The following is a 24,022-nucleotide window of genomic DNA, read 5'->3' on the forward strand; positions in this document are numbered from 1 at the left end:
TCCTTGAAACCGGCGAGGGTGACGGCTGCGGCAGCGAACGGAAAAGGGCGGCACATGGCCGCCCTTCATCGTCTCAGATCCCGATCCGCCTGACGCGGATCAATCCTTTTTCGGCTGCGGTACGACGCGGAGGGCGAGTTCGCGCAGCTGCGTCGGGGAGGCTTCGCTGGGGGCGTTCATCAGGAGGTCCTGGGCCTGCTGGTTCATCGGGAACAGCGAGATTTCGCGCAGGTTCTTGGCGCCGACGAGCAGCATGACCACGCGGTCGACGCCGAAGGCGCAGCCGCCGTGCGGGGGGGCGCCGTACTGGAAGGCGCGGTACATGCCGCCGAAGCGGTCTTCCACGTCCTGCTTGGACAGGCCGACCAGCTCGAACGCCTTGACCATCAGCTCCGGCGACTGGTTCCGGATGGAGCCCGACGCGATCTCGAAGCCGTTGCAGACGGCGTCGTACTGATAGGCCTTGATCGTCAGCGGGTCCTGGGTTTCCAGCGCCTCGAGCCCGCCCTGCGGCATGGAGAAGGGATTGTGGGCGAAGTCGACCTTCTTCTCTTCCTCGCTCCATTCGTAGAAGGGGAAGTCCACGATCCAGCAGAGCTCGAACCGGTCGCGATCGACGAGGTTCAGCTCCTCGCCGGCCCGCGTGCGGGCTTCGCCGGCGAACTTGTAGAACTTGGCGGGATCGCCGGCCACGAAGAAGCAGGCATCGCCCGCCTCGAGGCCGAGCTGGACGCGCAGCGCCTCGGTGCGCTCGGGGCCGATGTTCTTGGCCAGCGGGCCGGAGCCTTCGACCGTCTCGCCCTCGGCGCGCCAGAAAATATAGCCGAGGCCCGGCTGGCCGGTGGACTGCGCCCAGGCGTTCATCCGGTCGCAGAAGGCGCGGCTGCCGCCGGTCTTGGCCGGGATCGCCCAGACCTCGACCTTGGGGTTGGAGGCGATCATGTTGGCGAAGACCTTGAAGCCGGAACCGGCGAAATGCTCGGTCACGGCCTGCATCTCGATCGGGTTGCGCAGGTCCGGCTTGTCGGAGCCGTATTTGCGGATCGCGACGTCATAGGGAATGCGCGGCCAGTCCTTCGTGACCGGCTTGCCCTCGGCGAACTTTTCGAACACGCCTGATATGACCGGCGCCATCGTGTCCCAGACGTCTTCCTGCTCGACGAAGCTCATTTCCATGTCGAGCTGGTAGAATTCGCCCGGCAGGCGGTCGGCGCGCGGGTCTTCGTCGCGGAAGCAGGGCGCGATCTGGAAATAGCGGTCGAAGCCGGCGACCATCAGCAGCTGCTTGTACTGCTGCGGCGCCTGCGGCAGCGCGAAGAAGGTGCCGGGATGGATGCGCGACGGCACGAGGAAGTCGCGCGCGCCTTCCGGCGAGGACGCGGTGAGAATCGGCGTCGTGTATTCGGCGAAGCCCTCGGCGTTCATGCGGTTGCGCATGTCGGCGACGATCTGCGTGCGCTTGACGATGTTGCGGTGAAGCGTCTCGCGGCGCAGGTCGAGGAAGCGGTACTTGAGCCGCACGTCCTCGGGATAATCCGGCTCGCCGAAAATCGGCAGCGGCAGTTCCTTGGCGGCGGAGAGCACCTCGATGCCTTCGGCATAGAGCTCGATCTCGCCGGTCGGCATGGTCTTGTTGACCGTCTCGGCGGTGCGGGCCTTGACCCGGCCGTCGATGCAGATGACCCATTCGCCGCGCACGGCTTCCGCCGCCTTGAAGGCCGGGCTGTCGGGATCGACCACGACCTGGGTCAGGCCGTAATGGTCGCGCAGGTCGATGAACAGCACGCCGCCATGGTCGCGGACACGATGCACCCAGCCGGAAAGACGGACGTTCTGGCCGACATCGGTCTGGCGAAGGGCGGCGCAAGTGTGACTGCGGTAACGGTGCATGGGCGTGTCCTGGAACTGGCAAATGCCGCACGCGGGAGAACGTTTCCTTGTCCCGGCGGCGTCGAAATCGCGCGGAAAAGCGCATGACGGGTCCGATTTGTCAAGGCGGAGCCTGCCCGGAAGGCCCGATCTTGCACCGCGACCGGACCTGCGACACCCCCCGACGGCTCGCAAAGCAGGCGGGAAAGATGGACGCCGCAATTGCTGAACGGGCCGATCAAGTTTATGGAGGGGTCCTCCTCGCTTCCGGACGACATCATGCCCGCCCTCACCCGCCGAACGCTCCTCAAAGCCAGTGCCGCAACGGCGGCCTCCTTCGCGCTCGGCGCCGGCCTTGCCGCGCGTGCGGGCACCGCCGCACCTTTGACGCTCGACGCCCGGTTCGGTGCCGCAAGGCTTGTCGAAGGCGGCGCGGAGACACGGGTCATGACCTGGGCGCTCAGTGACGCGCCTTCGGCATCCGGCGACGCGCCTTCGGCATCCGGCGCACCGCCGATCCTGCGGATGAAACAGGGCCAGCCGTTCGCGGCAAAGCTTTCGAACAGCCTCGACGAGCCGACCACCGTGCACTGGCACGGGCTGCGCATTCCCAATGCCATGGACGGCGTGCCGGAGATGACGCAGCCTTACGTCTATCCCGGCGATGGCTTCGACTATGCCTTTACCCCGCCCGATGCCGGCACGTTCTGGTATCATCCCCATTGCAACACGCTGACCCAGATGGGCCACGGCATGACCGGCGTCATCGTCGTGGAAAATCCCGCCGATCCGGTCTTCGATGCCGAGATCGTGCTGAACCTGCGCGACTGGCGGCTCGGCACGGACGGCGGCTTCCTCGCGCCGTTCAAGCCGCGCGATGCGGCCCGTGGCGGCACCTATGGCACGGTGCGCACCGCCAACTGGCAGCGCGCCCCGCAGTTCGAGGCGCCGGCCGGCGGGCTGGTGCGGCTGCGGATCGCGGCCACCGACGTCACGCGCCTCTATACGGTCGGCATCGACGCGCCCGCCGCGGTCCTCGCGCTCGATTCGAATGCGCTCACGCTTCCCTCGGCGCTGGAGACGCTCGATCTCGGGCCGGGGCAGCGGGCCGACATCGTGGTGCGCATGCCGGATGGCGAGGGCGCGATCGTCACGCTCGGCAATCTGCGCGGCTCCAATCCCTGGACCATCGCAACGCTGGTCGCGCGCGGCTCCTCGCTGAAACGCGACCTGCGCGAGGCCGGGCCGCTCGCCGCCAATCCGATCGCGCAGCCGGACATTGCGGGCGCCCGGCGCATCCCGCTCGATGTCACGGCCACCGCCGAGCACAAGGCGGGAACAAGCCTCTGCGGCTCGCTCGGCTATACGTTCTGGGCGATCAACAAAGTGCCATGGCCGGGCGACACGCCGGACCCGATCGCGCCGCTGGCGGAGCTGAAGCTCGGGCAGAGCTACGTGTTCCAGATCGCCAACCGCACCCCGCATGCGCATCCGATCCACCTGCACGGGCTGACGTTCCACGTCCTCTCGTCCAACAAGCGCAGCGTGCTGCCGCCGCCGACGGACACGATCCTGCTGCAGCCGGACGAGCAGGCGGAACTGGCGCTCGTCGCCGACAATCCCGGCGACTGGATGCTCCACTGCCACATCATCGAGCACCAGAAAACGGGCATGTCCTCCTATCTCAGGGTCGTCTGAGACGGATCGGGGCCGGTGCGGAATCGCGGCTTTTTCGTGTCGCTCGGTTGACATCCCCGCACCAAAAGAGAAGAGAAGAAAACCCGCCTCCATATCCCCGGAGATCCGATGGACATTATCGATACGACTGCGGCGCTGCAGGCAGCCTGCGACACGCTGGCGACGGCACCTTATCTGACGATCGACACCGAGTTTCTGCGCGAGACGACGTTCTGGCCGCAGCTCTGCCTGATCCAGATGGCCGGCCCCGACATCGCCGTGATCGTCGATCCGCTCGCCAAGGGCCTCGACCTCGCCCCGTTCTTCGCGCTGATGGCCAATCCCGACATCATCAAGGTCTTCCATGCCGCGCGGCAGGACATCGAAATCATCTTCCATCTCGGCGGCCTCATCCCGCACCCGATCTTCGACACGCAGGTCGCGGCGATGGTCTGCGGTTTCGGCGACAGCGTTTCCTACGACCAGCTCGTCAGCCGCATCAAGGGCGAGCATATCGACAAGTCCTCGCGCTTCACCGACTGGAGCCGCCGGCCGCTGACGGACAAGCAGCTCGATTATGCGCTGGCCGACGTCACCCATCTGCGCGACGTCTACCACCACCTGAAAGCCGAGCTGGAGCGCGAAGGCCGCTCGCTGTGGCTGACGGAGGAGATGGCGGTGCTCGAATCGCGCGAGACCTACGACATGCATCCGGACGATGCGTGGCAGCGGCTGAAGATGCGGCTGAAGAAGCCGATCGAGCTTGCCGTGCTGCAGCGGATCGCCGCCTGGCGCGAACGCGAGGCACGGTCCCGCAACGTGCCGCGCGGCCGGGTGCTGAAGGACGACGCCCTCTACGAGATCGCCCAGCAGCAGCCGAAGGACGCCGAGGCCATGTCGCGGCTGCGCACGGTGCCCAAGGGCTGGGAACGCTCCAGCGCCGGCGGCGCCATCATCGAGGCGGTCAACGAGGCGCTGGCTCTGCCCAAGGCCGACATGCCCCGCCTGCCCCGCCAGAACCAGACGAGCGAAGGTGCCGCCGCGGCGATCGAACTGCTCAAGGTCCTTTTGAAGCTCGTCGCCGAGAAACAGGGCGTCGCCGCCAAGATCATCGCCAACAGCGAGGACATCGAACGCATCGCGTCCGAAGGCGAGAAGGCCGATGTCGGCGCGCTGAAGGGCTGGCGGCGCGAGCTGTTCGGCGAGATCGCGCTGAAGCTGATCAATGGCGACGTGGCGCTGCGCTTCGTGGACCGCAAGATCGAGACCGTCGAACTCTGATCGCAGCCGCCCGCGCCGGGCAGGACGGCCTTACGAATGCAGCTTTGCGCCCTTGATGATCTTGTCGGCGATCTTCTTGTCGGCATGCAAAGCGAGACCGACGATATTGGCGGTATCCGGTGCGAAATCCGCAAACACCGCCCGGTTGGCGGCGTCGTGCCCGGTGGCAAACATCTCCTCGATATAGAGCGACGTGCGGACCTCGCGTTGCAGCGTGCGGGCGAGAATCGTGCGCAGCAGGTCCGGCCCCGCCGACAGGACGATGACCGGCTGGACGCTCAACGCGTTGTAGACGTTGCCGGCCGCATCGCGGTAGGCTTCGCCGATCAGATCGGGCTTTGCGCCGACGATGCCGCTTGTCAGAAACGCGGTCACGTTCAGCTTCTGCCAGACGGCGAGATCCTCGCGCAACACGATGACGAATTTGGTATCGAACATGACGGCGAACTCCATTCTCGGCTATAGGGCGCCGGATGCACCCGATGCGTCTCTAGCCGATCGCGCGGGCGGCGATCTTGAACGTTCGTGCGGATCGCCGGTGACGGACCGCATCCGGATCGCGGAGGGCACCGGCATCGAGCGCATCGAGGCCGCCTTTCGCGGCAATGCCTTTGCGCCGCACAGGCACGACACCTATGCGCTGGGCCTGACGCTGCACGGCGTCCAGACGTTCCGCTATCGCGGCGAGGTGCGCTACAGCGCGCCGGGCAACATCATCGTGCTGCATCCCGACGAGGTGCATGATGGCGGGGCAGCGACGGAGGACGGGCTGCGCTACCGGATGCTGTATCTGCCGCCGGAACGGCTGATCGATGCGCTCGGCAGCCGGGATCTTCCCTTCGTGGCCTCGCCCGTGTTGTCCGACCCGTCGCTTGCGGCAAGCCTTGCGGATGCGATGCGCGATCTCGATGGCGAACTCGACGACCTCCACTGCGCCGAACTGCTCAGCGCGGTCGCCGACGGCCTGTCGCGGCATGCGCGGCGGGGGACCGCCGCGGGCGTGCGGATCGACGCGGCGGCCGTGCGGCGGGCCTGCGACTTTCTCCACGGCGCGCACGACCGGCCGGTCACCTCGGCGGATCTGGAAGCCGTGACCGGGCTCGACCGCTTCGCCCTCGCCCGCCAGTTCCGCGCCTGTCTCGGCACGAGCCCGCATCGCTACCTGATCATGCGCCGGCTGGAGCAGGCGCGCGCGCTCATCCGAAAGGGGCGTCCGCTCGCCGACATCGCGCTTGCGACCGGCTTTGCCGATCAGGCGCATTTCACCCGGCACTTCAAGACGGCGCATGGACTGACGCCCGGCCGCTGGGCCGCCCTGTCGCGGGGGTGAGGCCTCGATCGCCGCGATGGCGAAGCGCGTCCCTGCGCTTTCCCCGCGCTTGCCCTGCGCTTGCCCTGCGCTTGCCCGGATCGGGGCGTCACGCATCTGTCACCAAACCGTCGCGCCAACATCATCCGGCCCACGTACTCGCTGTCCCGTTGATTTCATGACCGAGGGCACCACGATGCAATTCCTAGCCACCGCGACACTGGCACTCCTGCTGGCCTCCACGGCCCAGATGGCGACGGCCCGGGCGGACGACCGTCCATTTCCGGCTAAGCTTGCCGGACAGGCCGTGCTGCCGGCCGACACCATCATCAAGGCGCCAGCCGATGCGCCGGAGCATCTGCAGACCTCCGGCAAGTTCACCACCGCGGATCGCAAGCGCGCCACGGCGCTCGCAACGGTTCCCGGCAAGGACGGCGTTCGGCCGACCGGGCTGTCGCTACCGTTCGACGGCCAGCCGATGCAGGGCTTTTCCGGCATCAAGTCGGTCGGCGACGGCACGTTCTGGACGCTGTCGGACAACGGTTTCGGCTCCAAGCTCAATTCGAGCGACGCCATGCTCATGCTCCACCATATCCGCATCGACTGGGCCGACGGCACGGTCACGCCGCTCGAAACGGTGTTCCTGTCCGATCCCGACCGGAAGGCCCCCTTCCCGATCGTCCTGGAGGGCGCCGCGAAGCGCTATCTCACCGGTGCCGATTTCGACATCGAATCGATCCAGCCGGTGGCCGACGGATTCGTCATCGGCGAGGAATTCGGCCCCTGGGTGCTGAAATTTACCCGCGACGGACACCTGACCGACGTGGTGCCAACGGTCTCCGAGGCGACGCCGGTGACGTCGCCGGACAATCCGGTCCTGACAGTGCCGGCCGATCCGTCGAAGCCGATGCCGGCCTTCAACCTCAAGCGCTCCGGCGGCTTCGAGGGCCTCGCCCTGTCGCCGGACGGCACGAAGTTTTACGGCCTGCTCGAAGGCCCGATCTGGACAGACAAGGCGACCGTCGAGCAGGCGGACGGCCACCCGGCCCTGCGCATCCTGGAACTCGACGCCGCCAGCAAGGCCTGGACGGGTCGCAGCTGGCTCTATCCGCTCGCCGCCGGCGGCGAGGCGATCGGCGATTTCAACATGCTGGACGACAAGACCGCGCTGGTGATCGAGCGCGACAATGGCGCGGGCACGCCCGACAAGGCCTGCGCCGACCCCAAGGCGCCGAAGCCCGACTGCTTTGCCACCCCGGCCAAGGTGAAGCGCGTCTACAAGATCGAGATGAGCGCGGCGAATGTCGGCAAGGCCGTGCGCAAGATCGGCTATATCGATCTGTTGAACATCGCCGATCCCGACGGCAAGAACCGGCAGGGCGGCACCAAGGGCGTCTACGGCATGCCGTTCGTCACGATCGAGAATGTCGACCGGATCGACGAGACCCATATCGTCGTCGGCAACGACAACAACCTGCCCTTCTCGGCCGGTCGCGCGCTCGACAAGGCCGACGACAACGAGTTCGTGCTGCTCGACGTGGCCGAATTCCTCAAGGCCGAATAGGGTCTCCACCGGTCTCGAAAACAAGGGGAGGACGGTGCTGCACCGTCCTCCCCTTTGTGTCTGAGACGATCCCCTATTCGAACCGGAACGCGATCCGCTTGCCGGTCTGCTTGGCCAACTGCTGCAGGCGGCCTTCCAGGCGTTCGCCGGCAAATTCGCTGTAGGCCGCGGGCACCACGAAATCGAGATCGGTATTTGCAGCGGCGGACGGCTTGATGGTGAGGTTGCGGACGACGCCCGGCATGGAGGCGGAGAAGAGATAGGCGACGCGCAGCAGCGCACCGAGGATCTTCGCCAGTTCCAGCATGCGCGCCGGGGTGATGGCCGACAGCGGGCTGGTGGCGCCGGTGTCGTTGAGGCCGTCATGCCGGTAGTAGTTGGCGAGCGCGATATAGGCGCGGCCGGCATGGGTGATGCCGGAAAAGGTGGAATGGGCGATGATATTGAGCGCCTGCAGGCCGCGATAATCGGGATGCGCGCGCCAGGAAATGTCGGCGAGCAGGCAGGCGGCCTGCCGGTAGCGGGCCTCTTCCTCGGTCTCCTCGACGCCGAAGGCCGGCAGCACCCGGCCCGTCCACTGTGCCAGCTCGCGGGCATGTTCGGGCGAACGGGCGCGCAGGATCGCGAGTTCGGAGGCGGCGGTGAGCAGCGGATCGGCATTGCGGGCCTGTTCGGACAGCAGCGAGAACAGGTAGCCCTCGCGCACGCCGAGCGCGGAGAACGAGATGCGGGCGGGCTTCAGCAGCGCGATCGTCTCCTGCAGCGCGATCGCGCCATAGGGCAGAAGATTGCGGCGGCTGCGGGAAATCGCCGCGAAGGCCGGGATCTTGATGTCCTTCGGCTCGATGACCTCCGGCAGGAAGCTCATCGCCTCGTCATAGCTCATCTCGTAGCCCTGCATCATGTGCAGCGGATAGTCGCTGAGTTCCATATGCAGCTTGGCGATGGAGCGCCATGTGCCGCCGACGGCGTAGAAATTGCGCCCGGCGCCGCGTTTCAGCACCTCGACGTTCTTCACCGTCTTCCGGACATAGGCGCGGGCCCGCTCCAGCGATCCCCCGGCATGTTCCGACAGGCGGATGCCGCCGAGCGGCAGGGTGATGCCGGTGCCGATGGTGCGGCCGACGACATCGACCAGCTCCAGCGAGCCGCCGCCGAGATCGCCGACGACGCCGTCCGGATCATGATAGCCGCTGACGATGCCGAGCGCGGAGAAATAGGCCTCTTCCTCGCCGGAGAGGACGCGGATCTTCTGGCCGAGGATCAGCTCGGCGCGGCGGATGAAATCGGGACCGTTGGAGGCATCGCGGGCCGCCGCCGTCGCCAGCACGAAGCCGGTGGAGGCGCGCGCCTGGGTCGCCAGCGCCTTGAAGCGGTGCAGCGCCTTCAGCGCCCGCTCGACGCTTTCGGCATCCATCTGGCCCGTGGCATCGATGCCCTTGCCAAGACCGCACATGACCTTTTCGTTAAAGAGCACGGCCGGCGAACGGTTGAGCCCCTCATAGATCACGAGCCGGATCGAGTTGGAGCCGATATCGACGACGGAAACAGGAGCGATGCCAGGCAAGCGCCCCTGAGCTTCGGATTCTACCATACGGGTCCAGCTTTACTTTCTGCGGTCGCTGTCCCAGCCGGCGATAACCTTGGGCGCACTCGACTTCAGGGCCTCGCCCCGGCCCGACAGGCTGGGATTGGTCATGAAATAGACTTGCGCATTGAACGGCTCGCTGTCCTTGGACACCGAGATCCGTCGCGAGGTGCCGTCCTCGAGAATTTCGTAGCTCTGCTGGTTATCGATGAGATTTGCCAGCATGATCTGCGACAGGACCTGTTCGTGCACGGTCCGGTTGACGAGAGGTACGAGGGTCTCGACACGCCGGTCCAGGTTGCGCGGCATCATGTCCGCCGAGCCGATATACACAAGCGCATGCTCGGAGGGAAGAGCGTGGCCGTTGCCGAAACAGAAGATGCGGCTGTGCTCCAGAAACCGTCCGACGATCGACTTGACGCGGATATTGTCCGACAGGCCGGGCACCTGCGGACGCAGGCAGCAGATGCCGCGCACGATCAGCTCGACCTCGACGCCGGCGCGGCTTGCCCGGTAGAGCGCATCGATGATCTCGGGATCGACCAGCGAATTCATCTTCATCCAGATCGACGCCGGGCGACCGGCACCGGCATGGACGATCTCCTCCTCGATATGCTGGAGGATGCGCGGACGCAGCGTGTGCGGCGAGATCGCCAGCTTCATGCCCGCCTCGGGCTCGCCATAGCCGGTGATGAAGTTGAAGATGTTCGCCATGTCGTGGCCGATCACGGGCGAGCAGGTGAAGAAGGACAGGTCGGTGTAGATCTTGGCGGTGACGGGGTGGTAGTTGCCGGTGCCGAGGTGGCAATAGGTGCGCAGCTTGCCCTCCTCGCGCCGCACGACCATCGACATCTTGGCATGGGTCTTCAGCTCGATGAAGCCGAAGACGACCTGCACGCCGGCGCGCTCGAGGTCCCGCGCCCAGCGGATGTTGGCCTCCTCGTCGAAGCGGGCCTTGAGCTCGACCAGCGCCGTCACCGATTTGCCGGCGTCGGCCGCGTCGATCAGCGCACGCACGATCGGGCTGTCGTTGGAGGTGCGGTAGAGCGTCTGCTTTATCGCAAGGACGTCAGGATCGCGCGCAGCCTGATGGAGGAACTGGACAACGACGTCGAAGCTCTCATAGGGGTGGTGAACCACCATGTCTTTTTCGCGGATGGCGGCGAAGCAGTCTCCCATGTGCTCTCGGACTCGCTCGGGAAATCGCGCATTGTAGGGCGCGAAGCGCAGGTCCTCCCGCGGCGCCTTGGTGATTTCCGACAGCGTGTTCAGCGCCAGCAGGCCGGGCAGAACGGCCACGCGGTTTTCCGGCACGGCAAGCTCCGAGATGACGAAGCGGCGCAGCTCCAGCGGCATTTCCGAATCGATCTCGATGCGGATGACCGAGCCGCGACGGCGGCGTTTCAGCGCGGTCTCGAAGAAGCGCACCAGGTCTTCCGCCTCTTCCTCGACCTCGATATCGCTGTCGCGAATGATGCGGAACGTGCCGGCGCCCTTGACGTCGTAGCCGGGGAACAGGCGGCTGATGAACATGCCCACCACGTCTTCCAGCGTGATGTAGCGAATGGTCGAATGCACGTCCGGCAGGCGCACGAAACGATCGAGCGCCACGGGCAGGCGCAGCAGCGCCGTCATCGGCTCGCGGCCGGAGCGGCTGACGAGCTGCAGGCCCATGGTGAAGCCGAGATTGGGAATGAAGGGGAACGGATGCGCCGGATCGATGGAGAGCGGGGTGAGGACCGGGAACATCGACTGGTCGAAGGTCGTCTCCAGCCAGGCCCGGTCATCGGCCGAGAGCGAGACCGGCCGCACGATGAGGATATCCTCCTTGGCGAGATACTGCTGCAGCACGGCGAGCGAGGCCTGCTGCTCCATCTGCAGCGTGTTGATCTCTTTCAGGATGTCGCCCAGCTGTTCGGCCGGCGTCTTGCCGTCCGGACTGCGCACGACGACGCTCTGGCGCACCTGCGCCTCGAGACCGGCGACGCGGACCATGAAGAACTCGTCGAGGTTGGCGGCCGAAATCGACAGGAAGCGGACGCGTTCGAGCAGCGGATGGGCGGTGTTGAGGGTTTCCTCCAGCACGCGGCGATTGAACTGCAGCCAGGAGAATTCGCGGTTGATGAAGCGTTCCGGGCTGTTCAGGAGGTCGATGCCGTCCTCGACGTTGTCCTTCGCCGTCGCGCTTTTCGAGGCGCCCGCTTTTTCGGCCGAGGTCTTATCGGCGGGCGCTTTGGCGGTCGCGGTCTTGTCGTTCGGGTTGGCCGGCGCGGTACTCGTCTTTGCCGCAGCTGTCGTCGTGTCCATGTCCCGCTCCCTCATACGCTTTTCTCAAAAGCTGCTAGACGAGTTTGACGACAGAACTGTGACAGTCAATCGTCCGCGTCCGGGATTTCCTGAGTATCCCCTGCATTACCAATTTTTTCAAGCACTTCGGCAGCCAGTGCGCGGTTGATCCGCGTCTGGCGGGCGAGCGCCAGCCGGTCCATCTCGGCCACCGCGCGATGGGCGGTTTCGAGCGAGCGCTCCATGCGGGCGACGAGATAGGCGATCAGCCTTTCGTCGGGGAAGAGCTGGCGATCGGCAAAGAGCTTCATCAGAACCTGGCCGAGAAGATCGTCGTCCGGCTCGCTGGTCTCCACGACCGTGACCGCCTTCAGGCGCGAGGCGAGATCCGGCAGGCGCACGCCCCAGGCGGCGGGCCGGCTGCGGGCGGTGACCATCAGACAGGTGCCGTTTTCGCGCACGCTGTTGATGACGTGGAACAGAGCGGTCTCGTCGAAGCCGCGCCGGTCGGCGTCCTCGAAGAGCACGGGGCCCTTGGCGGCGATCTCGGGCGCCTCGGTTCCGGGCTGGAGATCGATCGCGGTCGCGCCGCTCGCGCCGGCCCAGATGGCGGCGAGGTGCGACTTGCCGGACCCCGGCGGCCCGACCAGCACCACCACGGGCGACGGCCATTGCGGCCAATGATCGACGATCGCCACCGCCGCCTCCAGCGAGGGCGAGATGAGCAGGTCGTCGCGGCTGATCTGCGGCGCATGCCCCAGAGGCAGCGGCAACTGGTCGTCGCGGCGGTTCATGTCAGGCTGTGCGGCACGTTCGGCTGGGCCTCGATGGTCGTGTGCGTCGGCGGGCTGTGGTAGACGTCGCTTTCGAGGTAGCGCGCCAGAGCGAAGCGCACGAGGACGCCGAGCGCGGCAGCCGCGGGCACGGCCACGAGCAGCCCGACGAAGCCGAACAGCGAGCCGAAGGCGAGCAGCGCGAACATCAGCCACACCGGGTGCAGGCCGACGCTGCTGCCGACGAGTTTCGGCTGCAGAATGTTGCCTTCGAGGAACTGCCCCGAGAAGAAGATGCAGGCGACGACGATGACCCAGAAATAATCCGGCCAGAACTGCACCAGCGCCACGCCGACCGCCAGCACCAGGCCGACCATGGAGCCGACATAGGGAATGAAGCTGATGATGCCCGCGAAGAAGCCGATGAGCAGGCCGAAGTTGAGGCCGGCGACGGTGAGCAGGATGCCGTAATAGAGGCCGAGAATGATGCAGAGCGAGCCCTGCCCGCGCACGAAGCCGGCGATCGAACTGTCCATGTCGGACGCGATCTGGCGGACGGTGGAGAGCTGGCCGCGCGGGATCCAGCTGTCGACCTTGGCGACCATGCGATCCCAGTCGAGCAGCAGGTAGAAGGCGACGACGGGGGTGACGACGAACAGCGAGATGATGTCGAGCAGCGCAACGCCGGAGTTCCAGAGCTGCTGCACCAGCGTGCCGAGGAAACTTGCGCCCTGGGCCAGCAGGCGCGCCGAATTCTGACGGATCGCCGGCAACTGGCTCTGCAGCCAGTCCGGCAGGATTTCGGCATGGGGGCTTGCCAGAAAGTCCTGGAAGCTCGCGACATAGTCCGGGATCTTGGCGATGAATTCGGAGGCCTGCGTGAAGATGATCGGGATGATCAGCACCAGCGAAAGCGCGAAGACGACGATGAAGCCGACGAGAATGACGATGGTCGCCATCATCCGGCTCAGGCCCCATTTCTCCAGCCGATCGGCGATCGGATCGAGGAAATAGGCGAGCGCCATGCCGGCCAGGAACGGCAGGAGGATGGAGGAGAACACGAACAGGAAGGCGATGAAGAGGACGAAGAAGGCCGCCCAGAAGACGGCCTGGCGGCGAAGTCCCTTGCCGCTGAAAATGGTGGCCATCTGACGCTCCGATCCTGTTGACACCGCAGTGGCCCCACGGGGGCCCGGGGCTCGCTTCACCCGGGTTCTCTTGGGGCCCGGGGTCTTCCTGCAATGAGATAGGCTGGAGATAGGACGGTGCAAGGCAGCCGGTCAAGCGCCCGCGACTGGCTATCCCCGCGGCGTGAACGCGAGACGACCGGTCCGTGAGGCCGCATCGGGACGCGATCCGTGCGGGAAAAAGCCCCGTGGCGCCCCTTGTGCGCTTGCACTTGCCCGCACCACATGCCAATCGCAGGGCTTGAACGGGTGCGTGGAGAGCCAAACATGAGCCAGTCGGGAAAGAACGGTCTGACCTACAGCGATGCGGGCGTCGATATCGATGCCGGAAACCTGATGGTCGAGAAGATCAAGCCGCATGTCCGCTCCACCCGCAGGCCGGGCGCCGATGGCGAAATCGGCGGCTTCGGCGGCCTGTTCGACCTGAAGGCCGCGGGCTTCACCGATCCGGTTCTCGTCGCGGCCAATGACGGCGTCGGCACCAAGCTGAAGATCGCCATCGACGCCGACAAGCACGACACCGTCGGCATCGATCTTGTGGCCATGTGCGTCAACGATCTCGTGGTGCAGGGCGCCGAGCCGCTGTTCTTCCTCGACTATTTCGCGACCGGCAAGCTCGACCCCGACCAGGGTGCGGCGATCGTCGCGGGCATCGCCGCGGGCTGCCGGGATGCCGGCTGCGCGCTGATCGGCGGCGAGACGGCGGAAATGCCGGGCATGTATTCGGGCGGCGACTACGATCTCGCGGGCTTTGCCGTGGGCGCTGCCGAGCGCGGACAGCTGCTGCCGGCGGGCGATATCGCGGAAGGCGACGTCATCCTCGGCCTCGCCTCCTCCGGCGTCCACTCCAACGGCTATTCGCTGGTGCGCAAGATCGTCGGGCTCTCGGGCCTCGCCTGGGACGCGCCCGCCCCCTTCGACGCCGGCACGCACGGTGCGACGCTTGCCGACGTGCTGATGACGCCGACGCGCATCTATGTGAAGCCGTTGCTGAAGGTCATCCGCGAGACCGGCGGCATCAAGGCGCTCGCCCACATCACCGGCGGCGGCTTTCCGGAAAACATCCCGCGCGTGCTGCCCAAGCATCTCGCGGCCGAGATCGATCTTTCCGCCGTCAAGGCGCCTCCCGTGTTCGCCTGGCTGGCCCGCACCGGCGGCGTGGCGGCGACCGAGATGCTGCGCACCTTCAACTGCGGCGTCGGCATGATCGCCGTCGTCCCGGCCGATGTCGCCGACAGCGTGGCGGCGGCGCTGTCCGCCGAGGGCGAGACGGTGTTCCGCCTCGGCCGGATGATCGCCCGCGACGAGGGCGCGGCGGGCGTGGTCTACCAGGGAACGCTGGCGCTGTGAGCGAGACGCTCGTGAGCGGAACGGCGCCGCGCAAACGCGTCGTCGTGTTCATCTCCGGCGGCGGCTCCAATATGCTGGCGCTGAGCCACGCCTGCGCCGCGGACGATTATCCCGCCGAGATCGTCGGCGTGGTGTCGGATCGCGCGAGCGCCGGCGGACTGGCAAAGGCCGAGGCCCGCGGCATTCCCACGGCTGCCTTCGAGCGGCGCGACTACGCCGACAAGGCAGCCCACGAAGCCGCCATTCTCGATCATGTGGAAACGCTGAAGCCCGATCTCCTGTGCCTGGCCGGCTATATGCGGCTTCTGAGCGGCGCCTTCATAAACCGCTACAAGGGCCGCATCCTCAACATCCACCCCTCCCTCCTGCCCGATTTCCCCGGCCTCGACACGCATCGGCGCGCGCTCGACGCCGGCCGAACAGAGGCCGGCTGCACCGTGCATTTCGTCACCGAGGGCATGGACGAAGGCCCCGTGATCCTGCAGACGCGCGTGCCCGTGCTTGACGGCGATACCGCGGAAACACTGGCGGCCCGCGTGCTGACGGTGGAGCATCGCACCTATGCGCAGGCCCTGCGGATGGTCGCGGGCGGCGCGGTCAGGATGGGCGGCTGAGGCCGATCAAACCCCGGCTTCAAGATTCTCTGTAGGACACATGTTTGAACGCACTTCAGACTGGCGCGTTTGACGATTGCCGCTCATGATGAGCGTGGAAAGACTCAATCCGAAAGCACCGAGGAGAGCGCCTTATGCGGATACGCTTCAAAAAGATCATGGAAGGACCCGGTCCCTCGGAGGTCGTCATCGAGGTCCAGACCGTCGAAGGAACAGAAGAAATCATCGTCGATGCCTCCATTCTCAAGGATGGCGCAATCGACGTCGGTTCCGTCATATCGCAACGCGATGGCCAGTTTCTGATCGAATTGCCGCGTGAAGCCAGTTCGGGACGCATGCGGGCCTGGATCGGTGATGACGCCGTCGCAAAGGACTCCGTCGCCGCGTAACTTTGTTAAAGGCATATTTTGATGATTCTGATCGATCGCGAAATCCGTATTGCCTTAGCCGACAAATATGTGGAGATCACTCCGCTTCCAGACCTTGATGTGGCCGTTTCGTCCACGAGTATTGATCTAAAACTATCCGATACGTTCAAGACGTGGAAGAAGCTGCCGGGAACCACGATATCTCCCGGCAAGGCCGGGTATAGCTATACCCAGTTTTCGCAGCTTCAAGAATCGCACACCGGGTCGTTCAAGCTCGCACCCAACGAATTCGTGCTCGCTTGGACTCGGGAGAAGGTTTCAATTCCCTTCAAATCCCGGCTTGCTGCGCGTGTCGAAGGCAAGAGTTCGCTTGCTCGCCTTGGCATCAGTATTCACGTGACGGCGCCCATCATACATTCCGGCTTCATCGGGCAGATACAGCTGGAAATGTACAATTTCGGGCCCTACGAGATCGAACTCACTCCCGACATGTATGTCTGCCAACTCGTTTTCGAAATGACGACAGGAACGCCGGAGCGTGGATACTCCGGTATTTTTGCCGGACAGTCCGAATAAGCTATCGCAGGCTCTCCCGGTTCATCACCGCCCATTGCAGCAGCATGATCGTCTTGCCGTCGCAGATGTCGCCGGAGGCGATCATGGCCATGGCGGCGTCGAGGCCGAGTTCCACGACCTCGATGTCCTCGTCTTCGGAGGCGAGACCGCCGCCCTCTTCCACGCGATCCTCGATGTCGATGACGGCGGCGAAGCAGTGGACGATTTCGGTGACGGCGCCGGGCGACATATAGGCCTTGAACAGCGAGCGGACGGCACCGACGCGGTAGCCGGTTTCCTCCATCGCCTCGCGGCGGATCGCATCCTCGGGCGCATCGCCGTCGAGCAACCCGGCCGGCGTTTCCAGCATCCAGCCAGTGCCGCCATTGACATAGGTCGGCACGCGGAACTGGCGCACGAGCACCACGAGATCGCGCCGCGGATCGTAGAGCAGGATCGTCGCGCCATTGCCGCGATCATAGGTCTCGCGCTTCAGCACCTTGGCGCGGCCCTCCGCGTCCGTGTAGCGGAAGGTGATGTTGCGCAGGTGGTACCAGTTTTTAGAAAGCGTCTCGTCCTTGAGGATCTCGATCTGCGCGGTCTCGAACTTGGTCATGCAGGCTTTCTCGTCAGCGTGGTCGTGCTCTCAATCGCGGTCCCGTCGCGCTTCAGCCAGATGCGGTTGTCGTGGAAGGCGGCGCCGCCATAGGGCGCGACGCTGTCGGCACCGGTGAGCACGTTGATGCCCTCGCCGTCGAGATGGGCGCCGTTCGGCCAGAGGCCCTCGGCGATCACGACGCCGGGACGCGTTCCCCCGCCAAGGCGGGCGTGGAGACGGATCTCGCCCCTGACATTGCCGAGCCGGACGATATCGCCCTCGAGAATGGCAAGCCGGGCGGCGTCCTCGGCATGGATCATGACCTCGGGACGGCCTTCCTTCTGCACCGAGCCCGGCGTTTCGGCAAAGCTCGAATTGAGGAAGGAGCGCGCGGGCGAGGTCGCGAGGCGAAACGGGTGATCGGCGTCGGTGGCCTCGATCAGGTCGGCATGGTCGGGGTAGACCGGCAGGCCTTCGACCGGGCCGAGCATGCCCATGGCGGCCGGCGGGCGATTGGGCGCGGGCGTGCCGGTCCAGTCGGCACGGAAGCGGAAGCGGCCGTCGGCATGGCCAAAGCCTTCGATGAAATGGGCGGTGGCGAAATCCGGCTGGACATCGAGCCACTTCGCCGCCTTCAGGTGATCGTAGCCACTGTCGTAGTTGACGAGGATGCGGTCGATATGATCGCGCTCGCTGCGGCCGAAGCCGGGGCGATCGGCGATGCCGAGGCGTTTTGCCAGTTCCTCGATGACGAAGAGATTGGTGCGCACCGTCGATGGCGGCTCGACGAGCTTCGGCCCGAGCAGGATGTGCTGGTGGCCGCCGCCACGGTAGAGGTCGTCATGCTCCAGGAACATGGTGGCCGGCAGCACGATATCGGCGAGCTTGGCCGTGTCGGTCATGAACTGCTCGTGCACCGCGACGAAGAGGTCGTCGCGCAGGAAGCCGCGTTTCACCAGCCGCTGCTCCGGCGCGACATTGACCGGGTTGGTGTTCTGGATGAGGAGCGCCGTCACGGGTCCGCGATGGCGCAGGGCCTCGGCATCGCCGGTCAAGACGCGGCCGATCTGCGACTGGTCGAGCATGCGGATGTCCGGGTCCACCATGGCGGTGCCCGTCAGTTCGCGCTTGTCGAAGCGGAAGATGTCGTTGTTGGAGTGGAACGCGCCGCCGCCCTCGTGCTTCCAAGCGCCGAGCACCGTCGCGATGCTCGCCGCGGCGTGGATCGCCACCGCGCCGTTGCGCTGGCGGGTGAAACCGTAGCCGAGGCGGAAATAGCTCTTCGGCGTCGTGCCGACCAGACGGGCGAAGGCCTCGATCTCCTCGACGGAGAGGCCCGTGATCGCGGACGCCCAGGCCGGGTCGCGGCTTTTCAGATGCGCTTCCAGACCTTCCGGATCGTCGGAATGGGTGGCGAGATAGGCGCGGTCGGCATAGCCGTCGCGAAAGGCGATGTGCATGACGGCGCAGGCGAGCGCCGCATCCGTGCCGGGGCGCACGGTCAGCGCCATGTCGGCCTGTTTCATGGTCGGGTTGTCGTAGATGTCGATGACGACGATCTTCGCCTTGCGCTCCTTGCGGGCGCGGATGGCGTGGGTCATCACGTTGACCTGGGTCGAGACCGCATTGGTGCCCCAGATGACGACGCAATCCGACAGCGCCATTTCGCGCGGATCGGGACCGCGCAAGGCACCGGTTCCCATGGTGAAGCCGGTCCAGGCGGGATTGGTGCAGATCGAGCCGAAGAAGCCGGAATAGCGCTTGGCGTGGCGCAGACGCTCGATGCTGTCGCGATGCACCTGCCCCATCGTGCCGGCATAGAAATACGGCCAGACGGCCTCCGAGCCGTGCCGTGCTTCCGCTTTCAGGAAGGCTTCGGCGATCTCGTCGAGTGCGGCCTCCCAGGCGATCTCCTGAAAACCGCCCTCGCCCTTGCCGCCCACGCGGCGCTGCGGCACCAGCAGGCGGCCGGGATGGTAGATGCGCTCGGAATAGCGCGCCACCTTGGCGCAGATGACGCCGGCGGTGTAGCTATTGGCGGACGCGCCGCGCAGCCGGCCGATCCGGCCGTCCGGCGTCAGGTCCACCTCCAGCGCGCAGGCCGAGGGACAGTCATGCGGACAGACGGAATGTCCGATCGTGTTTTCCGCTTGGACGGGGTTTTCCGCTTTGATGGGGGTCGCAAGGTTCATGGGTTTTCTATAGGACATCGCCAAAGCGGCACAAAGCGCTTTGCCCGTCGCATCTCAACATTTCATCAAGGCGATCACCAGAGATCATGAATTATCGGCACATCTATCATGCGGGCAATTTTGCCGACGTGCTGAAGCATGCGGTGCTCGCCCGTCTCGTCACGTATCTCAAGCAGAAGGACAAGGCGTTCCGCGTGCTGGATACCCATGCCGGCATCGGGCTCTACGACCTGTCCAGCGAGGAAGCGCAGAAGACCGGCGAGTGGCGCGACGGCATCGGCCGGCTGCTGGCAGACCCGGTGCCGCCCGCCGTCCAGCCGATTCTCGCGCCCTATCTGGAGGCGATCGCGGCGCTCAACCCGGAGGGCGGGCTTGCGCAGTATCCGGGCTCGCCGAAGCTGACGCGTCTCCTGATGCGGCCGCAGGACCGGCTGTCGGCGATGGAGCTGCACCCCGACGACTACGAGACACTGAACCGCCTGTTCGACGGCGACTATCAGAGCCGCATCACCGAACTCGACGGCTGGCTGGCGCTCGGCGCGCATCTGCCGCCGAAGGAAAAGCGCGGGCTGGTGCTGGTCGATCCGCCGTTTGAGGAGGCGGGTGAATACGAGCGGCTGGAAAAGGGTCTCGCCAAGGCCTATCGCCGCTTTCCCGGCGGCACCTTCTGCCTCTGGTATCCGCTGAAGCAGGGCGCGCCGATCGCCGAATTCCATGAAAAGCTGGCGGCGCTGAACATTCCGAAGATGCTCTGCTGCGAGCTGACGGTAAAGAGCGACCGCGGTACGACCGGGCTGACCGGCACCGGCCTCATCATCGTCAATCCGCCCTTCACGCTGAAGGGCGAGCTCGACGTGCTGCTGCCCTTCCTGAAAGACCGCCTGAAGCAGGACCGCTTCGCCTCCGCCCGCGCCCTCTGGCTTCGCGGCGAGGAACGCGACGTGGCGGCCGACGACGACGTCTGAGCCGAGTGGAGGCGGCGAAAAATTTCGCGCGGCGGCGAAAAATTTCGCGCGGCGGCGAAAAATTTCGCCGCGGGTTGACGCGATGCACCTCAGCGACGCAATCTCTCGCGGCGCAACGAAGCGCCCGGTGGCCGAGACGGGAGACGACGATGACGAAGGTTCTCCCTCTCCGCAGCCGTCATGCGCCCTGCGGTCCGGCCTGCGGGTTTGCAGTGTGACAGGCCGGCCGGCTCCCCTTTTGACGATGGCGGCGCTCCTCGCCACGCTCCTGTTGTCCGGCTGCGGCGACGAGCCTTCGGCAGAGCAGACGCGCGGCCCGGCGACGGCCACGCCCCCCATCCTGCAGACGGTGCCCGAGCGTTCGGCAGAACCGTCTTCCCGCCCTGCGTCGCCGATGCCCGACAGGCGGGCCCCTGAAGAGAGAGCGCCGACAAAAAAACGTCCCGAGGTCGCCCGAAATGTCCCGATCGGCAGCGGCTTCGATTTCTACGTCCTCTCGCTCTCCTGGTCGCCGAGCTGGTGCGCGGAAAACGACCGGGCGGGCAAGACGGCGCAGTGCAATGGCCAGCGCGATTATCGCTTCATCGTCCACGGCCTCTGGCCCCAGAACGAGCGCGGCTTTCCCGCCTTCTGCCCGTCGCGCGACGGCGACCGGGTGCCCGACGCGCTCGGGCGCGGCCTGTTCGACATCATTCCCTCCATGGGTCTGATCGGCCATCAGTGGCGCAAGCACGGCACCTGCTCGGGCCTCGGCCAGCGCGATTACTTCGCCGTGCTGCGGGCGGCCCGCGAGCGGGTGCGCATTCCCTCGACCCTCGAGACTGCCGACGCGCGCCGGCGGATGAGCCCGGCCGCGATCGAGATGGCGATGGCCGAGGCCAATCCCGGCATGAGCCCGCAGGGCGTCGCGGTGACCTGCGGCGACGACCGGCTGGACGAGATCCGCATCTGCCTCACCCGCGACCTTGCCTTCCGGGCCTGCACGGAAGTGGATCGCGGCGGCTGCCGGGCGCGCGACCTGACCATTCCCTCCGCGTCCCGCCGATGACGGGCGCGACCACCATCATCTCCCCAATCCTCCTCAGAAGACCCATGGTGCACAGATGAAGATCCTCTATTCCCCCGCCTCCCCCTATTCCACCAAGGTGCGCATGGCCGCGCATTATGCCGGCCTGCCGGCCGAGAGCGTGCTCACCGACACCAATTCGAACCCGCCGGACCTGATCGCCAGCAACCCGCTCGGCAAGATCCCGACGCTGGTGCTCGACAGCGGCCAGGCCATTTTCGACAGCAGCGTCATCATGCATTTCATCGACCGCGAGACGAAGGGCACGCTCTATCCGCGCAACCCGGAAAAGCGGGTGCAGGCCGAGGTGCTGGAAGCGCTCTGCGACGGGATCTGCGACAGCCTGCTCGCCATCGTCTACGAAAAGCGCTTCCACCCGCCGGAGAAGGTTCACGAGCCCTGGATCGAGCGCCAGTGGGAAAAGGTCGAGCGGGCGCTGGACCATCTGGACGCCAACCTGCCGAAGACCGGCGCGAAACTCCATGCCGGCCATTTCGCGCTCGCCGCCACGCTGCGCTACATCGAACTGCGCTTTGCCGGGGAATGGCAGAAGGGCCGCCCGAAGCTCAAAAGCTGGCCGGAGAAATTCGAAAAGCATTTTCCGGACTACAAGCTCTTCAAGGCCTGAGACTCGCGCCAGACGCGCCGGGCAACTGCGCCGGACAATTGCGCCGGGCGAGGCTCCGGCACTTCCCCTTCTGTCCAGACCGACCGACCCGGCCCGCATCTGCGGGCCGTTGTTTTATGACGTGATGCGAAAAATTTGTAACGCACGCGGCGATTTACGGGAATTTAATCGTCCACGGATATTTATTTCAAGCCTTACCTAATTTAGCTGGAATTATCACGGTGTCGGATGCGGTCGATCTCAGGATTGTCGGGAGCGTGTTCCTTACGTTTCTCGTTCTGATGCTTGCGGGCATCGCGATCCCCAAGGGGAATACCGTTCTCGTTGTGGGATATCCGGGGACCTCCGAAGCGCGGATGATGCAGATCGTCGCTGCCGCGAATGGCAGTTTCGTCGAGCGCGGCGGCCAGAGCTGGCTCGCCGTCGTCTATTCCGACGCTCCGGGTCTTTCCTCAAGGCTGATGACCGAAGGCGCCATGCTTGTTCTCGACCACGCGCTCGCCGTGGGATGCTCAAAGGAAAATTGAATGAACGCGCTAGACAGTCTTCGCATCAGGGCATCCTACGGGACGACGGCTCTGCTGTGGCTCAATGTGGTTCTGATCGGGCTCGGGAGCAGCTTGAGCGCCGGCGGTCTCTCGACCGGAAGCCTTGCCGCCGCCGCCCTGATCGCCGCCGTTTCCACCGGTTTCTGGCTCGGCAGCAAGGCGGGGCCGACCACCCGCGTGGTGAACGCGATGGCGCTGGCCGCCCAGGTGGGCATGCTCGTCTTCGTCTCGGCCGGCTCGGCCTACCAGATCGACATGCACATGTATTTCTTCGCGACGCTTGCCATGTGCGCCGTGTGGATCGACTGGCGCGCGATCGTCGCCTATGCCGCCGTGGTGGCCGTCCATCACCTCTCGCTCTACGTCGTCATGCCGACGGCCGTGTTCCCCGGTCAATCCGATTTCAGCCGCGTCGTCCTGCACGCCGTTATCCTCGTTCTCCAGGCCGGAGCGCTGATCGGTCTGACCAGCGCGGTCGTGCGGTCCTTCACCGCTGCCGCGGCGGCGTCCGCCGAATCGATCGCGGCGCATGAAGAGGCGGCCGCCCTGTCCGCCGAGGCACATCAGGCCAGCGAGACCGCGGCACGCCAGCGCGCCGGCTTCGAAGCCGAGCGGCAGTGTGTCGCCCGCGAGACCGAAAAAGCCGTGCGCGTGATTGCCGGCGCGCTGCGGGCGCTGTCGTCCGGGGACCTGCACTTCCGGATCGAGGAGCAGCTCCATGAAGAGGTGGACGAACTGCGCGTGTCCTTCAACGAATCGGTCAGCAAGCTGGAAACGGCGATGACCCATGTCGGCGTCGTCGCATCCGCGGTCCGGGGCGACGCCGTCGCGCTCGGCGGATCGAACGACGAGCTGTCGCGGCGCACCGAGCGCCAGGCCGCTTCCGTCGAGGAGACCTCGGGGGCTCTCGCCGAAGCGCTCTCCGCCGTCGAGAGCACGGCCTCGCTCGCCGCCGATGTCGGCCGGCTGGTCGACACGGCGAAATCCGGTGCCGAGAAATCCGCCGCCGCGGTGACCGAGGCCGTGTCCGCCATGGGCCGGATCGAGGAATCGTCGCAGCAGATCAGCCAGATCATCGGCGTCATCGACGAGATCGCCTTCCAGACCAACCTGCTTGCGCTCAATGCCGGCATCGAAGCCGCCCGCGCCGGCGAGGCCGGCAAGGGCTTTGCGGTCGTGGCGCAGGAGGTGCGCGAACTCGCCCAGCGGTCCGCCAACGCCGCCAAGGAGATCAAGGGCCTGATCGGCACCTCGGCGGCCCAGGTCCAGCACGGCGTCCTCCTCGTCGGCGAGACGGGCAAGGCGCTGCGCACGATCGAAGAGGAGGTCCGCCACATCGCCGACCAGATCGGCCTCATCTCCAACGCGGCCTCCGACCAGTCGGCCGGCCTCGGCCACATCAACTCGGCGATCAATACGATCGACCAGGAAACGCAGCGCAATGCCGCGATGGTCGAGGAAGCCACGGCCGCCGTCCACTCGCTGGCCGGCGAGGCCTCCAAGCTGGAGGACCTGCTGTCGCAGTTCCATCTCGGCAAGGCCCCCGGAAACGTCGCGACGATGGTCGGCCGCCGCGCCGCCTAGCGTTCGGCGGATCGGGGACG

At 65.9% G+C, this 24,022-nt stretch carries 20 protein-coding genes and 1 pseudogene; 13 read left to right on the forward strand and 8 right to left on the reverse strand.

The window, feature by feature from the left end:
* Window positions 1–99: 99 nt before the first annotated feature.
* Window positions 100–1,890 carry an aspartate--tRNA ligase gene (gene aspS, locus C8J36_RS06690; protein WP_062594889.1) on the reverse strand — a complete coding sequence of 597 codons (1,791 nt, stop codon included), beginning with the start codon at window positions 1,888–1,890 and terminating at the stop codon, window positions 100–102.
* 258 nt (window positions 1,891–2,148) lie between these two features.
* Between aspS and C8J36_RS06695 the strand changes: the two genes are divergently transcribed.
* Together C8J36_RS06695 and rnd are read left to right on the forward strand one after the other, a co-directional pair.
* Window positions 2,149–3,567 (forward strand): multicopper oxidase family protein, encoded by a 1,419-nt coding sequence (locus C8J36_RS06695; protein WP_132533554.1) that lies wholly within the window; start codon window positions 2,149–2,151, stop codon window positions 3,565–3,567.
* 114 nt (window positions 3,568–3,681) lie between these two features.
* Window positions 3,682–4,827, forward strand: a complete 1,146-nt coding sequence (rnd, locus tag C8J36_RS06700; protein ID WP_132533955.1) for a ribonuclease D — start codon at window positions 3,682–3,684, stop codon at window positions 4,825–4,827.
* A 30-nt stretch (window positions 4,828–4,857) separates the two neighbouring features.
* Here the strand turns inward: rnd and C8J36_RS06705 are convergent, their stop codons facing one another.
* Complete coding sequence (locus tag C8J36_RS06705) at window positions 4,858–5,265, reverse strand: DUF2000 family protein (RefSeq protein WP_132533556.1); 408 nt, start codon at window positions 5,263–5,265, stop codon at window positions 4,858–4,860.
* Between C8J36_RS06705 and C8J36_RS06710 the strand changes: the two genes are divergently transcribed.
* Window positions 5,264–6,157 carry an AraC family transcriptional regulator gene (locus C8J36_RS06710; protein ID WP_245506474.1) on the forward strand — a complete coding sequence of 298 codons (894 nt, stop codon included), beginning with the start codon at window positions 5,264–5,266 and terminating at the stop codon, window positions 6,155–6,157. The two genes, C8J36_RS06705 and C8J36_RS06710, sit on opposite strands and share 2 nt — an antisense overlap.
* Window positions 6,158–6,386: 229 nt before the next feature.
* Complete coding sequence (locus C8J36_RS06715) at window positions 6,387–7,700, forward strand: esterase-like activity of phytase family protein (RefSeq protein WP_245506488.1); 1,314 nt, start codon at window positions 6,387–6,389, stop codon at window positions 7,698–7,700.
* 73 nt (window positions 7,701–7,773) lie between these two features.
* Here C8J36_RS06715 and ppx read toward each other — a convergent pair whose 3' ends face one another.
* The 4 genes and pseudogenes from ppx to C8J36_RS06735 all read right to left on the reverse strand — a co-directional run bounded on the left by ppx (window position 7,774) and on the right by C8J36_RS06735 (window position 13,495).
* Window positions 7,774–9,294, reverse strand: a complete 1,521-nt coding sequence (gene ppx / locus C8J36_RS06720) for an exopolyphosphatase (RefSeq protein ID WP_062594888.1) — start codon at window positions 9,292–9,294, stop codon at window positions 7,774–7,776.
* Window positions 9,295–9,306: 12 nt separating this feature from the next.
* Window positions 9,307–11,466, reverse strand: a pseudogene (locus C8J36_RS06725) (RNA degradosome polyphosphate kinase); the annotation flags it as partial.
* A gap of 194 nt (window positions 11,467–11,660) precedes the next feature.
* A complete protein-coding gene (hdaA, locus tag C8J36_RS06730) occupies window positions 11,661–12,368 on the reverse strand; it encodes a DnaA regulatory inactivator HdaA (protein ID WP_132533562.1) in 708 nt (235 codons plus the stop codon).
* The gene (locus C8J36_RS06735) at window positions 12,365–13,495 is read right to left on the reverse strand and encodes an AI-2E family transporter (protein ID WP_132533564.1); all 1,131 of its coding nucleotides are present in this window, start codon (window positions 13,493–13,495) and stop codon (window positions 12,365–12,367) included. The genes hdaA and C8J36_RS06735 overlap by 4 nt, the downstream gene beginning before the upstream one ends.
* A 306-nt stretch (window positions 13,496–13,801) precedes the next feature.
* Here C8J36_RS06735 and purM point away from each other — a divergent pair, with 306 nt between their 5' ends.
* The 4 genes from purM (at window position 13,802) to dcd (ending at window position 16,442) form a co-directional block, all read left to right on the forward strand.
* Window positions 13,802–14,884, forward strand: coding sequence for a phosphoribosylformylglycinamidine cyclo-ligase (gene purM / locus C8J36_RS06740; RefSeq protein WP_132533566.1), 1,083 nt, complete (start codon window positions 13,802–13,804; stop codon window positions 14,882–14,884).
* Window positions 14,881–15,498 (forward strand): phosphoribosylglycinamide formyltransferase, encoded by a 618-nt coding sequence (gene purN, locus C8J36_RS06745; RefSeq protein ID WP_132533568.1) that lies wholly within the window; start codon window positions 14,881–14,883, stop codon window positions 15,496–15,498. The genes purM and purN overlap by 4 nt, the downstream gene beginning before the upstream one ends.
* A gap of 134 nt (window positions 15,499–15,632) precedes the next feature.
* On the forward strand, window positions 15,633–15,887 hold the full coding sequence (locus C8J36_RS06750; RefSeq protein ID WP_132533570.1) for a hypothetical protein: 255 nt from the start codon (window positions 15,633–15,635) through the stop codon (window positions 15,885–15,887).
* 21 nt (window positions 15,888–15,908) lie between these two features.
* Complete coding sequence (gene dcd, locus C8J36_RS06755) at window positions 15,909–16,442, forward strand: dCTP deaminase (RefSeq protein ID WP_132533572.1); 534 nt, start codon at window positions 15,909–15,911, stop codon at window positions 16,440–16,442.
* 1 nt (window position 16,443) lies between these two features.
* On the opposite strand, the gene C8J36_RS06760 is transcribed toward dcd, so the two are convergent.
* Window positions 16,444–17,037, reverse strand: coding sequence for an NUDIX domain-containing protein (locus C8J36_RS06760; protein WP_132533574.1), 594 nt, complete (start codon window positions 17,035–17,037; stop codon window positions 16,444–16,446).
* Entirely contained in the window at window positions 17,034–19,229 is a 2,196-nt protein-coding gene (locus C8J36_RS06765; RefSeq protein ID WP_132533576.1) for a molybdopterin oxidoreductase family protein, read from the reverse strand. Before C8J36_RS06765 ends, C8J36_RS06760 begins: the two co-directional genes overlap by 4 nt.
* Window positions 19,230–19,297: 68 nt before the next feature.
* On the opposite strand from C8J36_RS06765, the gene C8J36_RS06770 reads away from it, so the two are divergent.
* The 5 genes from C8J36_RS06770 (at window position 19,298) to C8J36_RS06790 (ending at window position 24,002) form a co-directional block, all read left to right on the forward strand.
* Entirely contained in the window at window positions 19,298–20,176 is an 879-nt protein-coding gene (locus C8J36_RS06770; RefSeq protein WP_132533578.1) for a 23S rRNA (adenine(2030)-N(6))-methyltransferase RlmJ, read from the forward strand.
* A 244-nt stretch (window positions 20,177–20,420) separates the two neighbouring features.
* Window positions 20,421–21,224 (forward strand): ribonuclease, encoded by an 804-nt coding sequence (locus C8J36_RS06775; protein WP_245506476.1) that lies wholly within the window; start codon window positions 20,421–20,423, stop codon window positions 21,222–21,224.
* A gap of 55 nt (window positions 21,225–21,279) precedes the next feature.
* A complete protein-coding gene (locus C8J36_RS06780) occupies window positions 21,280–21,870 on the forward strand; it encodes a glutathione S-transferase (RefSeq protein ID WP_062594880.1) in 591 nt (196 codons plus the stop codon).
* A 257-nt stretch (window positions 21,871–22,127) separates the two neighbouring features.
* Window positions 22,128–22,397, forward strand: a complete 270-nt coding sequence (locus tag C8J36_RS06785) for a hypothetical protein (RefSeq protein ID WP_132533580.1) — start codon at window positions 22,128–22,130, stop codon at window positions 22,395–22,397.
* Window positions 22,398–24,002, forward strand: coding sequence for a methyl-accepting chemotaxis protein (locus C8J36_RS06790; protein ID WP_132533582.1), 1,605 nt, complete (start codon window positions 22,398–22,400; stop codon window positions 24,000–24,002).
* Window positions 24,003–24,022 lie beyond the last annotated feature (20 nt).

Origin of the sequence: Rhizobium sp. PP-F2F-G48, assembly GCF_004342335.1 — a bacterium.
Taxonomy (GTDB): domain Bacteria; phylum Pseudomonadota; class Alphaproteobacteria; order Rhizobiales; family Rhizobiaceae; genus Ferranicluibacter.